Consider the following 13,942-nt stretch of genomic DNA (forward strand, 5'->3'; position numbering starts at 1 on the left):
CCCGCGGCATCGCCACGGGCCTTTTTGCTTTTGAGTTCGGCAAAGGGCGGGGCGCGGCGGCCGCCCGTCAATTCCCCGCCGTATAGGCCGCGATCGCCGCCATGTTGACGATGTCTGAGTCCTTGGCGTTGAGCGAGACGATCTGCACCGGCTTGTTCAGACCGACCAGCAGCGGGCCGATGACGGTCGAGCCGCCGAGTTCCTGCAGCATCTTGGTCGAGATCGAGGCCGAGTGGAAGGCGGGCATGACCAGCACATTGGCCGAACCGGTCAGCCTGATGAACGGGTACTGCGCCATGGCGCGCGGGTTCAGCGCCACGTCGGCGGCCATCTCGCCGTCATATTCGAAGTCGACGCGGCGCTTGTCGAGGATGCGCACCGCCTCCTGCACCCGCTCGGAGCGCTCGCCCTGCGGATGACCGAAGGTGGAGTAGGCGAGCATGGCAATCCTCGGCTCGTAGCCCATGCGGCGGGCAAAGCCGGCCGCCTCCTCGGCGATGTCGGCGATCTGCTCGGCATTCGGCATGTCGTGCACGGCGGTGTCGGCAACCAGCACGGTGCGACCCCTTGCCAGCACGATCGAAACGCCGATCACGCGGTGGCCTGGCTTGGCGTCGATGACGCGGCGCACGTCGTCGAGCGCGGTGGAATAGTTGCGGGTCACGCCGGTGACGATGCCGTCGGCGTCGCCCAGCGCCACCATGCAGGCGGCGAAATGGTTGCGGTCGTTGTTGATCAGGCGCTGACAGTCGCGGAACAGGTAGCCCTTGCGCTGCATGCGTTCGTAGAGATAGTCGGTGTAGATCCCATTGCGGCGCGACAGCCTGGCATTGATGATCTCGAGGCCTTGCTTGTTGAGTTCGATGCCGGCGTTGCGGGCATTCTCCTTGATGACGTCGTCGCGGCCGAGCAGGATCGCCGTGCCCAGCCTCTGGTTCACATAGGAGACGGCGGCGCGCATCACCTGCTCCTCCTCGCCTTCGGCGAAGACGATGCGCTTGGGCTGGCGGCGGACGCGGTCGTAGATGCGCTGCAAGGTCGAGGCGATCGGATCGCGGCGGGCGGAGAGCTCATGCGCGTAGCGGTCGAGATCGAGGATCGGCTTGCGGGCGACGCCGGACTCCATCGCGGCCCTGGCCACGGCAAGCGGGATCGCCGAGATCAGGCGCGGATCGAAGGGCACCGGGATGATGTAGTTGGGGCCGAATTTCGGCCGGTTGCCCTGATAGGCGGCGGCGACGTCGTCGGGCACGTCCTGGCGCGCCAGCTCGGCCAGGGCGCGTGCGGCGGCGATCTTCATCTCGTCATTGATGGTGGTCGCCCTAACATCCAGCGCGCCGCGGAAGATGTAAGGGAAACCCAGCACATTGTTGACCTGGTTCGGGTAATCCGAGCGGCCGGTGGCCATGATGGCGTCGGTGCGAATCTCGCCCACTTCCTCGGGCGTGATCTCCGGATCCGGATTGGCCATGGCGAAGATGATCGGGTTCTTTGCCATCGACTGCACCATGGCGGGGGTCAGCGCGCCCTTGGCGGAGAGCCCGAGAAACACGTCGCAGCCGTCCAGCGCCTCGGCGAGCGAGCGCGCCTCGGTCTTGACCGCATGCGCCGACTTCCACTGGTTCATGCCTTCGGTGCGGCCCTGGAAGACCACGCCCTTGGTATCGCACAGGATGATATTTTCCGGCGAAAAACCCATCGCCTTCATCAATTCGATACAGGCGATGCCCGCTGCGCCCGCGCCGTTGCAGACCATTTTCGTGGTCTTCATGTCTCGGCCGGTGATCTCCAGCGCGTTGATCAGCCCGGCAGCCGAGATGATGGCGGTGCCGTGCTGGTCGTCGTGGAAGACGGGGATGTCCATCAGTTCGCGGAGCCGCTGCTCGATGATGAAGCATTCCGGCGCCTTGATGTCCTCGAGATTGATGCCGCCGAAGGAAGGTCCGAGGAAGCGCACGCAGTTGATGAACTCGTCGGCGTCCTCGGTCGCCACTTCGAGGTCGATCGAATCGACATCGGCGAAGCGCTTGAACAGCACCGACTTGCCTTCCATGACCGGCTTCGAAGCCAGGGCGCCGAGATTGCCAAGACCGAGGATTGCAGTGCCATTGGAGATGACGGCGACCATGTTGCCGCGCGTCGTATAGTCGAAGGCGCGGCTTGGATCCTCCGCGATTGCGCGCACAGGAACGGCGACGCCCGGAGAATAGGCGAGGCTCAGATCGCGTTGCGTGGCCATCGGCTTGGTGGCGACGATCTCCAGCTTGCCCGGCCGACCCATGGCGTGGAATTCGAGCGCCTCCTGCGCGCTGACGGAGGGCCCGCTGCTTTCGGTTTTCCTGGCCATGATGCTTTTGATTTCCTCGCCTGTGCGGCACCGCTTGGGACGGCTGCTTGCTTATGGTTCCCACCGATTAAGGCTACACGCGGCGACTGTAAACCGACAAGCCGGGCGAAGCTGCTTCAACGCAGAAGGCCGGCAATGCGGCGGACCGATTGACGGCGAGCTGGCAGCATGGCTCGCGCTTTCCCCTGCTTTTCGAGCCTCCGGCATTAAACCGCCCTGCCACATCTGCTAGCGTTCGGGCATGAACATGCACATGCCGACCGATACCGACGCCCAGGAAACGACGACGCCGGCGCCCACCATGGGCGGCGTCACACCGATGATGGAGCAGTATATCGAGATCAAGGCGGCGAACCCGGATTCGCTTCTGTTCTACCGCATGGGCGATTTCTACGAGCTGTTCTTCGACGACGCCGAAAAGGCGAGCCAGGCGCTCGGCATCGTGCTCACGCGGCGCGGCAAGCACCAGGGCCACGACATCCCGATGTGCGGCGTGCCGGTGCATGCGGCGGACGATTATCTGCAGAAGCTGATCGCGCAAGGCTTCCGCGTTGCCGTGTGCGAGCAGATCGAGGACCCGGCGGAAGCCAAGAAGCGTGGCTCGAAATCGGTGGTGCGCCGCGACGTGGTGCGGCTGGTCACGCCGGGCACCATCACCGAGGACAAGCTGCTTGCACCCTCGGAGTCGAGCTTCCTGATGGCGCTGGGGCGAGTGAAGGGCGGCAATGCAGCCAGCCAAGGCAGTTTCGCGCTTGCCTGGATCGACATCTCGACGGGCGCGTTTCGGGTGGCTGAAACCTCGGCCGAACGGCTGCTTGCCGACATTTTCCGCGTCGATCCGCGCGAGCTGATCGTCGCCGAGCCGGTGTTCCATGACGCGGAGCTGCGGCCGGTCTTCGACGTGCTCGGCCGGGTCGCCAACCCGCAGCCGCCGTCGCTGTTCGATTCGGCGTCGGCCACGGGTCGCATCGCCCGCTTCTTCGAGGTGGCGACCCCGGACAGTTTCGGCACTTTTTCGCGTGCCGAGCTGTCGGCGATCTCGGGCGCCATCGCCTATGTAGAGAAGACGCAGAAGGCCGAGCGGCCGCCGCTGTCGCGGCCGGAGCGCGAGGAGAACGGCTCGACGCTTTTCATCGACCCGGCGACGCGCGCCAATCTGGAACTCCTGCGCACGCTATCCGGCAGCCGCGAGGGCTCGCTGTTCAAGGCGATCGACCGGACCGTGACCGGGGGCGGGGCGAGACTGCTCGCCGACCGGCTGATGGCGCCGCTGACCGACCCGGCATTGATTTCCGCTAGGCTGGATTCGGTGTCGTTCTTTCGCGCCGAAGCTCGGCTTTGCCAGGGATTGCGAACGAGCCTGAAAAGTGTCGCCGACATGCCGAGGGCGCTCTCCAGGCTGGCGCTCCACCGCGGCGGCCCGCGCGACCTTGGCGCGCTCAGCGCCGGCTTCGAGGCCGCGGGCGCGATCGCCGCACTGTTTGCGACGACGGCGCTCCCCGCCGAACTCGCCGCGGCGCTCTCGGCGATCCATGGCTTGCCCGAGGCGCTCGCCCGCCATCTCGGCGAGGCGCTCGACGACGAATTGCCGCTCATCAGGCGCGACGGCGGCTTCGTGCGGTCAGGCTACAATGCCGAACTCGACGAGATGCGGGCGCTGCGCGATGAGTCGCGAAAGGTGATCGCCGGGCTGGAGCGCTCGTTGATCGAGGAGACCGGCATCCGCTCGCTGAAGATCCGGCACAACAATGTGCTCGGCTACTACATCGAGGTGACGGCCAACCATCATTCGATCATGACCGGCAGCGACGTTGCGAAGGCGCGCTTCATTCATCGCCAGACCATGGCCAACGCCATGCGCTTCACCACGACGGAACTGGCGGAGCTGGAATCGAAGATCGCCAATGCCGCCGATAAGGCGCTGAGCATCGAGCTTGCCACCTTCGATCGGCTGACGGCGGAAGTGGTGAGCGAGGCCGACAGCATCCGCGCCGGCGCCGAGGCACTTGCAGTCCTCGACGTGTCGTCGGCCTTGGCGCTACTGTCCGAGAGCGAGGGCTGGTGCCGGCCGGTCGTGGATTCCAGCCTCGCCTTCGAGATTGCCGGCGGCCGCCACCCGGTAGTCGAACAGGCGCTCAGGCGGTCAGGCGAAGGCCCGTTCGTCGCCAATGACTGCAATCTTTCGCCTGAAAACGGAGCAAAGGCCGGCGCCATCTGGCTGCTCACCGGGCCCAACATGGGCGGCAAGTCGACCTTCCTGAGGCAGAACGCGCTGATCGCCATCCTTGCCCAGACCGGCTCCTTCGTGCCGGCCGAAAGCGCCCATATCGGCGTCGTCGACCGGCTGTTCTCGCGCGTCGGCGCCTCGGACGATCTGGCGCGCGGCCGCTCGACCTTCATGGTCGAGATGGTCGAGACCGCGGCGATCCTGAACCAGGCCGGGGAGCGGGCGCTGGTCATCCTTGACGAGATCGGCCGCGGCACCGCGACCTTCGACGGTCTGTCGATCGCCTGGGCGGCGGTCGAATATCTGCATGAAAAAAACCGTTGTCGTGCGATCTTCGCCACGCATTTCCACGAGATGACGGCGCTGGCCGGCAAGCTTTCGCGGCTCTCCAACGTCACCATGCGGGTCAAGGAATGGGAAGGCGACGTCGTCTTCCTGCACGAGGTCGGCAAGGGTGCCGCCGACCGTTCCTACGGTGTGCAGGTAGCTCGGCTCGCCGGACTGCCGGAAGCGGTGGTGGCGCGCGCCAAGGAAGTGCTGCACCAGCTCGAGGAAGGCGAAGTTTCCGGCAAGACCAACCGGCTGGTCGACGATCTGCCGCTGTTTTCGGTGGCGGTGAAGCGCGAAGCGCCGAAGCCGGCGAAGAACGATGTCCTGGGCGAAGCACTGGGCGCGATCAATCCGGACGAGATGACGCCAAGGGAGGCGCTGGAGGCGCTCTACAGGCTGAAGGGGCTGGCGGCGAAATAAGGCTTTCCAGCGTCATTGCGAGCGCGCCTAGATCATCTCCAGCCCGCGCTTGCGCGTCGGCCGCGGGAAGGCGCGGTCAAGTTCGGCAAGGTCTTCCGCCGTCAGGACGATGTCGAGCGCCGCAGCATTCTGGCGGACGTGCTCCTGCCGGCTGGCCTTCGGGATGGCAACGACGCCTTTCTGCGTCATTACCCAGGCAAGCGCGATCTGCGCGGCGGTGGCGTTGTGGCGGGCGGCAACGGCGTCGAGTCTGGCGTTGCGCGCCAGCGCGCCCTGCTCGACCGGCGAATAGGCCATCAGCGGGATGCCGCGCTCAAGGCTCCAGGGCGCGAGGTCGAATTCCGGACCGCGCCGAGAGAGATTGTAGAGGACCTGGTTGGTTTGGACGTGGGCGCCGGAGGGTAGGCCGACCAGTTCCTCCATCTCGTCGGTATCGAAATTGCTGACGCCCCAATGGCGGATCTTGCCGGCCGCCTTCAAGGCCTCGAAGGCTCCGATCGTTTCCGACAGCGGCACGCTGCCCGGCCAGTGCAGCAGATAGAGGTCGATGCGGTCGGTGGCGAGCCGTTTCAGACTGTTCTCGCAGGCCCGCTTGACGCCGGCGCGCGAGCCGTTGGACGGCAGCACCTTGGAAACCAGAAAAGTCTCGTCGCGGCGCCCGGCGATGGCTTCCGCCACCACCTCCTCGGCGCCGCCGCCGGCATACATTTCCGCCGTATCGATAAGCGTGATGCCGAGATCCAGCCCAAGCCTCAGCGCCGCGACCTCATCGGCGCGGCGCCGGCCGTCCTCACCCATCTTCCACGTGCCTTGACCCAGCACCGGAACGGCTTCGCCTGACGGCAGGAAAGTGGTTCTGATTTTAGAAGACATGGCCCGCTCCGCGTGAGGCTGGATCGCAGCACAAGCATGGCCGAAAATCCAGGCCGAAGTCCTCGCCTTCGTCCGGATTTCCGGCGCGGGAAACTAGTTCACCGGATGCTTGGCAAGCCAATCCTGCATTTTTTTGATCTCGGCTTCCTGCGCCTTGACGACGTTCTCGGCGAGCTTGCGGATTTCCGGGTCCTTGCCGTTGGCGATCACCACCTTGGCCATGTCGATGGCTCCCTGGTGATGCGGGATCATGCCGCGGACGAAATCGACATCGGCATTGCCGGTGTAGTTGAGCATCATGTCCTTGTGCATCTTGTCCATGGCCGCCTTGTAGCCAGCGGTTGCGGGGCTGTCCGCGCCCATGGCCATCCCGGACATGTCGTGCTTCATTTCGTCCGATTGCGCGGGCACGCTTTCGAGGAACACCGCGATCAGCATTCCCGCCGCCATCAGCAGCAGCACAATCTTCTTGGCCAAGGTCATCCAATATCTCCTGTTGAATGGAATGTCGTATTTGGGGGCGTCGCTCAGAGTTTCAACGTTCTCAGCCGCAGCGCGTTGCCGATCACCGAGACCGACGACAGGCTCATCGCCGCCGCTGCGATCATCGGCGACAGAAGCATACCGGTGAGCGGGTAGAGCACTCCGGCGGCGACCGGCACGCCGAGCACGTTGTAGAGGAAGGCGAAGAACAGGTTCTGGCGAATGTTGCGGATCGTCGCCTGGGCCAGTGTGCGGGCTCTGACGATGCCGTTGAGATCGCCCTTGACCAGCGTGATGCCGGCGCTTTCGACCGCGACGTCGGCGCCGGTGCCCATGGCGATGCCGACATCGGCTCCGGCAAGCGCCGGCGCATCGTTGACGCCGTCGCCGGCCATGGCGATGCCGGCGCCCCTGGCGCGCAGTTCGTCGACAAGTGCCGCCTTCTGATCCGGCAGCAGCCCGGCGCGGACCTCGTCGATGCCGAGCCTGCCGGCGATCGCTTTTGCCGTGCGCTCGTTGTCGCCGGTCGCCATGATGATCCTCAAGCCCTTGTCGTGCAGCGCCTTGATCGCCTCGGCCGTGGTTGCCTTGACCGGATCGGCGACGGCAACCAGGCCGGCAAGCTTGCCGCCGACGGCAACGAACATCGCCGTCTTGCCTTCGGCCTGCAGCGCTTCCGCGCTGGCGGAAACGGGCGCGGTGTCGACGCCGAGGTCGGCCATCATCGCCGCATTGCCGAGCGCAACCTTCCTGCCGGACACGGTGCCGGCAACGCCCTTGCCGGTTATCGCCTCGAAGTTCTCGGCACCTGCAAGCTTGGCGCCGCGTTCGGCGGCACCCTCGACGATCGCCTCGGCGAGCGGGTGTTCCGAGCCCTTTTCGAGCGTCGCGGCGAGCGCCAGCAATTCATTCTCCGCAATGCCTTCGGCGGCGACGACATCGGTCAGCCGCGGCCGGCCCTCGGTCAAGGTGCCGGTCTTGTCGACGATCAGTGTGTCGACGGAGGCGAAGCGCTCCAACGCCGCCGCTTCCTTGATCAGCACGCCGGCATGCGCGCCGCGGCCGGTCGCGGTCATGATCGACATCGGCGTGGCCAAGCCGAGCGCGCAGGGACAGGCGATGATCAGCACCGACACCGCCGACACGATGGCGAAGGCCAGGCTGGGCTCGGGGCCGAAGAGCGACCATACAATGAAGGCGATGATCGCCACCAGCACGACAGCCGGCACGAAGTAAAAGGAAACTCGATCTGCCAGCCCCTGGATCGGCGCGCGCGAGCGCTGCGCCTTGGCGACCATTTCGACGATGCGCGAAAGCGTGGTCTCGGCGCCGACCTTTTCGGCACGCATGATGAGGGAGCCGTTCTTGTTGAGCGTGCCGCCGGTGAGCGAATCGCCCTCCGACTTCTCGATCGGCAGCGGCTCGCCGGTGATCATCGATTCGTCGATGGCCGAGCGCCCCTCGTGCACGATGCCGTCGACCGGCACGGCATCACCGGGACGGATACGGAGCCTGTCCCCGGTCTTGACGCTGTCGAGCGGCACGTCCTTTTCGGTCCCGTCAGCGCCGATCAGGCGCGCCGTCTTCGGCGCGAGGTCGAGCAAGGCGCGAATGGCCGAGCCCGTGCGCTCGCGGGCTCTGAGTTCCAGCACCTGGCCGAGGAACACCAGCGCGACGATGACCGCGGCCGCCTCGAAATAAACCGGCACGCTGCCGTCATGGCCGCGAAATTGGTGCGGGAAGACATCCGGGAACAGCGTCGCGACAAGGCTGAAGAGATAGGCAGCGCCGACGCCGAGCGAAATCAGCGTCCACATATTGGGACTGCGGTTGAGCAGCGATTCCCAGCCACGATGGAAGAACGGAAACGCCGCCCACAGCACCACCGGACTCGCCAGCGCCAGCTCTGCCCATGTCTTCGTGCGGCCGTCGACGAAACTTTCGAAGCTGACGCCCAGCATCGGCGCCATTGCGATGATCAGAAGCGGCAGCGAAAGCACGGCGCTGACCCGGAAGCGGCGGGTGAAATCGACAAGCTCCGGATTCGGGCCTTCGTCGCCGGAGGGCACGCCCATCGGCTCCAGCGCCATGCCGCAGATCGGGCAGGAGCCGGGCCTGTCGCGGATGATCTCGGGATGCATCGGACAGGTGTATTGCGTGCCCTTAGGCATCGGCTGCGGCGCAGGCCGGCCGGCAAGGTACTTTGCCGGCTCGGCTTCGAACTCGTCCTTGCATCCGGCCGAACAGAAATAGAAACCCTGCCCCTCGTGTCGGACAAAATGCCTGGCGCTCGCGCGGTCGACATTCATGCCGCAGACGGGATCGGTGGCCGTCAGATATTTGTCCGGCTCGGCCTGGAACTTCGTGCGGCAGCGCTCGCTGTAGAAATGAAAGGTCATGCCGCCATGCTCGGCCGCCGGCTTGCCGGCCGCCGGATCGACCGCCATGCCGCAGACGGGGTCGCGAATCACCGCTTCGGTCGCAGGCCGAGCATTCTTCCCCGAACAGCAGGATGCGCCGTGCGCATGATGATGGTTATGGTCGGAATGGGTCATCAGCAAATGCCTCGGAACTCTCGGATTGAGGCGGAGGTAGTCCTTCCAGTAACTGGAAGGTCAAGGGTCAGTTTCGATTTTTTAGTCTAGAAAGTTGATCGGCTGAGTGTCGAACGCACCTTCCGCGTGATGGAATTCGGCCTGTCGCACGCCCCATACACAGCGCGAAGAAAACGCGCTATAGACGCCGCCGAATGGCCAAGATCTCCCTCAAACTCGACGAAATCATCGATGGCGACGCTTTGCGCCGCGACATGACGGCGCTGACGGCGCCGAGCGCAGGCGACGGCTCCGGCAAGGCTGCCCGCACAGCCGTTCTCCAACTGCTCAAGGGCAAGCTCGCGGAAGGGCGAACGATCGCCGAGGCGATGCTGAAGCAGGATGGCGGCGGCCATGCCTGCGCCGAGCGGCTGTCGCATCTGATGGACGAGCTGATCCGGGCGCTTTACGATTTCGCGGCCACCCACGTTTACCAGGTCAAGAACCGCTCCGCCGCCGAGCGCATGGCGGTCGTCGCGGTCGGCGGCTACGGCCGCGGCACGCTGGCGCCGGGCTCCGACATCGACCTGTTGTTCCTGCTCCCTTACAAGCAGACGCCGTGGGGCGAGCAGATCGTCGAATACATGCTCTACATGCTGTGGGACATGGGGCTGAAGGTCGGCCACGCCACCCGCAACATCGAAGAGTGTCTGAGGCTCTCGCGCATCGACATCACCATCCGCACCTCGATACTGGAAGCGCGCTTCCTGTGGGGCGAACGCAAGCTCTACGACGAACTGCTCACCCGCTTCGACCACGAAGTGGTGCGCACCACCGGACCCGAATATGTGCAGGCCAAGCTCGCCGAACGCGACGATCGCCACGCCAAGGCGGGCGAGAGCCGTTATCTCGTCGAGCCGAACGTCAAGGACGGCAAGGGCGGTCTGCGCGACCTGCAGACGCTGTTCTGGATCGGCAAATACTTCTACCGCGTGCGTACCGGCCAGGAACTGGTCGAGAAAGGCGTCTTCACCGAAGCCGAGTATCGCGAATTCCAGAAGACCGAGGATTTCCTATGGGCCGTGCGCTGCCATATGCATTTCCTCACCGGCAAGGCGGAAGAGCGGCTGCATTTCGACATCCAGCGCGAGATCGCCGAGCGGCTGGGCTATACGACGCATCCCGGGCTATCGGCGGTCGAGCGCTTCATGAAGCACTACTTCCTCGTCGCCAAGGATGTCGGGGATCTCACCCGCATCTTCTGCGCCGCGCTCGAGGAAGAGCAGGCCAAGCATGTGCCCGGCTTCAACCGCATCTTTCTCACCTTCTCGCGGCGCAAGCGCAAGCTTGCCGGCACGTCCGACTTCATTGTCGACAACCACCGCATCAACATTGCCGACGACAGCGTGTTCGAACGCGATCCGGTCAACCTGCTTCGGCTGTTCTGGTTCGCCGACAAGCACGGGCTGGAGTTCCACCCCGACGCGCTGAAGCTGCTGACCCGGTCGCTCGGCCTGGCCAACAAGTCGCTCAGGCGCGACGAGGAGGCCAACCGGTTGTTCCTCGATATCCTGACCTCGGACCGCAATGCCGAGCTCAACCTCAGGCGCATGAACGAGGCGGGGCTGCTCGGCAAGCTGATCCCCGACTTCGGCAAGATCGTCGCCATGATGCAGTTCTCGATGTACCACCATTATACGGTGGACGAGCATCTCATCCGGTGCATTGGCGTGCTGGCCGAGATCGAGCGCGGCGACGGCGCCAAGGTGCATCCGCTGTCGCACTCGCTGATGCCGGGGCTGAAGAAGAGCCGCGAGGCGCTCTATGTCGCGGTGCTCCTGCACGACATCGCCAAGGGCCGGCCGGAGGACCATTCGGAGGCCGGCGCCAGGATCGCGCGACGCATCTGCCCGCATATGGGGCTGTCGGCCGCCGACACGGAGACCGTCGCCTGGCTGGTCGAGAACCATCTCGTGATGTCGATGACCGCGCAGACGCGCGACCTCAACGACCGCAAGACGATCGAGGATTTTGCCTCGATCGTGCAATCGGTGGAGCGGCTGAAGCTGCTTCTGATCTTGACCGTCTGCGACATTCGGGGCGTTGGGCCCGGCGTGTGGAACGGCTGGAAGGGACAATTGCTGCGCACGCTCTATTTCGAGACCGAGCTGCTCTTGACCGGGGGCTTCTCCGAAGTGTCGCGGGCCGAACGCACCTCCGCCGCGCGCGAGCGGCTGGCCGAGGCGCTTTCCGCATGGCCGGCGAAGGAGCGCAAGCGCTATGTCGCCCAGCACTACGAAAACTATCTGCTGACAGTCGACCTGCCCGACCAGTTGCGCCACGCCGAATTCGTCCGCGAGGCGGATGTGGCCGGCAGAAAGCTCGCCACCATGGTGAAGACGCATGAGTTCGAAGCGGTAACCGAGATCACCGTGCTGGCGCCGGACCATCCGCGGCTGCTGTCGGTGATCGCCGGCGCCTGTGCCGCGGCCGGCGGCAACATCGTCGATGCGCAGATCTTCACCACCTCTGACGGGCGGGCGCTGGACACCATTTTGATCTCCAGAGAATTCGATCGCGACGAGGACGAGCGGCGGCGGGCCGAACGCGTCGGCAAGCTGATCGAAGACGTGCTGTCCGGCAAGAGCTGGCTGCCCGAGATGATCGAGAAGCGGGCCAAGCCGAAGCGCGGCGCCAAGGCCTTCCGCATTCCGCCGCGCGCCGAGATCCGCAACACGCTGTCGAACCGTTTTTCCGTGATCGAAATCGAGGGGCTGGACCGGCCCGGCCTGCTCTCAGAGGTCACCGGCGCGCTGTCGGACCTTTCGCTCGATATCGCCTCGGCCCACATTACCACTTTCGGCGAAAAGGTCATCGACACCTTCTATGTCACCGACCTTACCGGCCAGAAGATCGACAGCCCGACGCGCACGGCCACGATCCACAAGCGGCTGATCGACACACTCGAAGGCAACGCGCCCGAACGCAACGGCAAGGCCAAGGCGGCGGCCGCCGAGTGATCATCACCATCCATTTGACGCAATTCCGCAGGCAGTCATCCTCCGCATGAGCCTTGTCAAAAAATTCGCCACCGTCGCCTCCGGCACGCTGATGAGCCGCGCGCTGGGTTTCGGCCGCGAGATGCTGATGGCGGCGGCCCTCGGCACCGGACCGGTCGCCGACGCCTTCAACGCCGCCTTCCAGTTTCCCAACACCTTCCGCCGGCTGTTCGCCGAAGGCGCCTTCAACGCCGCCTTCGTGCCGCTGTTCGCCAAGGAGATCGAAACGCACGGCACCGACGGCGCAAAGCGCTTCTCGGAGGAAGTGTTCGGCGTGCTGTTCTCGGCGCTTCTGGCGCTCACCATCGCCATGGAACTGGCGATGCCGCTGATCGTCCGCTATCTGGTGGCGCCGGGCTTTGCCGACATTCCGGGCAAGTTCGAGACGACCGTCCGGCTGGCGACGATCATGTTTCCCTATCTGATCTGCATGTCGCTCGGCGCCATGATGGCCGGCATGCTGAACTCGCTGCGCCGCTATTTCGCCGCAGCGATCGCCCCCGCTTTCCTCAACATCATCCTGATCAGCGTGCTCGCCTATGCCTGGTATCATGGGCTCGACGCGCATGATGTCGGCTTCGGCCTGTCCTGGGGCGTGCTGGCGGCGGGCATCGTGCAGCTCGCCATCGTCTGGGTAGCGGTGCGCCATGCCGGCATCTCGATCGGCTTCCGCCGGCCCAAGATGACGCCGAACGTCAAGCGGCTCCTGATCCTGGCGCTGCCGGCCGCTATTACCGGTGGCATCACCCAAATCAACCAGCTGATCGGCACGGCGATTGCCTCCGGGCAGAACAGCGCCGTGTCATCGCTCGCCTATGCCGATCGCATCTACCAGCTGCCGCTCGGCGTCGTCGGCGTCGCGGTGGCGATCGTGCTGCTGCCGGAGCTGTCGCGGGCTTTGAAATCGGGCAATCTGATCGAGGCGGCCAATCTGCAGAACCGCTCGGTCGAGTTCACGCTGTTCATGACCTTGCCGGCGGCCGCGGCGCTTTGGGTGATGTCGGAGCCGATCGTGCGGCTGGTCTATGAGCGCGGCGCCTTCGCCGCCAACCATTCGACGCCGATCGTCGCCTCGATCCTGGCGATCTTCGGCCTCGGCCTGCCGGCTTTCGTGCTGATCAAGGCCTTCACGCCCGGCTATTTCGCGCGCGAGGACACGCGCACGCCGATGATCTTCGCCGCCATCTCCGTCGGCGTGAACGTCGCCACCGCGCTGAGCTTGTTTCCTTCGATGGGCGCGCCGGGCATCGCCGTCGCCTCGGCCGTCGCCGGCTGGGTCAACGCGGCTTTGCTGCTCGGCATGTTGATAAAGCGCGGCCACTGGGGTCGTGACATACCGCTCTTGAAGCGCATTCCCCGGCTGGTGCTGTCGGCTGTTGTGATGGCGGTCGCGCTCTATTTCGCCGAGCACTATTTCGCGGCAAGGCTCGGACCCGGCTCGCCGCTGGTGATCAAGGCGACGACGCTGCTCGCGCTTGTCGGCGGGGGTGCGGCGCTCTACTTCATCACCGCCTTCGGCACCGGCGGCGCCGATTTCGGCATGATCCGTCGGAACGTGAAGCGCGGCACGGGGAAATCTGCGGCGCGGAAATCGAACACCGGCTTGGACGAATAACTCGAGCTGACTTTCAGCAACACCGGTCTTGATCCCGCATTCGCCTTCGTCCAT

At 65.1% G+C, this 13,942-nt stretch carries 7 protein-coding genes; 3 read left to right on the forward strand and 4 right to left on the reverse strand.

What is annotated here, in order from left to right:
* Positions 1-67 precede the first annotated feature (67 nt).
* Positions 68-2,347, reverse strand: coding sequence for an NADP-dependent malic enzyme (locus EJ078_RS12500; RefSeq protein WP_067324316.1), 2,280 nt, complete (start codon positions 2,345-2,347; stop codon positions 68-70).
* A gap of 253 nt (positions 2,348-2,600) precedes the next feature.
* Between EJ078_RS12500 and mutS the strand changes: the two genes are divergently transcribed.
* Complete coding sequence (gene mutS, locus EJ078_RS12505; protein WP_245459204.1) at positions 2,601-5,324, forward strand: DNA mismatch repair protein MutS; 2,724 nt, start codon at positions 2,601-2,603, stop codon at positions 5,322-5,324.
* Between the two features lie 27 nt (positions 5,325-5,351).
* Here the strand turns inward: mutS and EJ078_RS12510 are convergent, their stop codons facing one another.
* The 3 genes from EJ078_RS12510 to EJ078_RS12520 all read right to left on the reverse strand — a co-directional run bounded on the left by EJ078_RS12510 (position 5,352) and on the right by EJ078_RS12520 (position 9,235).
* Positions 5,352-6,197 (reverse strand): aldo/keto reductase, encoded by an 846-nt coding sequence (locus EJ078_RS12510; RefSeq protein WP_208721542.1) that lies wholly within the window; start codon positions 6,195-6,197, stop codon positions 5,352-5,354.
* Positions 6,198-6,290: 93 nt separating this feature from the next.
* Entirely contained in the window at positions 6,291-6,680 is a 390-nt protein-coding gene (locus EJ078_RS12515; protein WP_067324310.1) for a DUF305 domain-containing protein, read from the reverse strand.
* Positions 6,681-6,724: 44 nt separating this feature from the next.
* Positions 6,725-9,235 carry a heavy metal translocating P-type ATPase gene (locus tag EJ078_RS12520; protein WP_127847055.1) on the reverse strand — a complete coding sequence of 837 codons (2,511 nt, stop codon included), beginning with the start codon at positions 9,233-9,235 and terminating at the stop codon, positions 6,725-6,727.
* A 194-nt stretch (positions 9,236-9,429) separates the two neighbouring features.
* Here EJ078_RS12520 and EJ078_RS12525 point away from each other — a divergent pair, with 194 nt between their 5' ends.
* Both EJ078_RS12525 and murJ read left to right on the forward strand, forming a co-directional pair.
* Positions 9,430-12,234 carry a [protein-PII] uridylyltransferase gene (locus tag EJ078_RS12525; protein ID WP_127216239.1) on the forward strand — a complete coding sequence of 935 codons (2,805 nt, stop codon included), beginning with the start codon at positions 9,430-9,432 and terminating at the stop codon, positions 12,232-12,234.
* A gap of 46 nt (positions 12,235-12,280) precedes the next feature.
* Positions 12,281-13,888, forward strand: coding sequence for a murein biosynthesis integral membrane protein MurJ (gene murJ, locus EJ078_RS12530; protein ID WP_127216238.1), 1,608 nt, complete (start codon positions 12,281-12,283; stop codon positions 13,886-13,888).
* The last annotated feature ends 54 nt before the right edge of the window (positions 13,889-13,942 follow it).

Origin of the sequence: Mesorhizobium sp. M1A.F.Ca.IN.022.06.1.1, from assembly GCF_003952605.1 — a bacterium.
Taxonomy (GTDB): domain Bacteria; phylum Pseudomonadota; class Alphaproteobacteria; order Rhizobiales; family Rhizobiaceae; genus Mesorhizobium.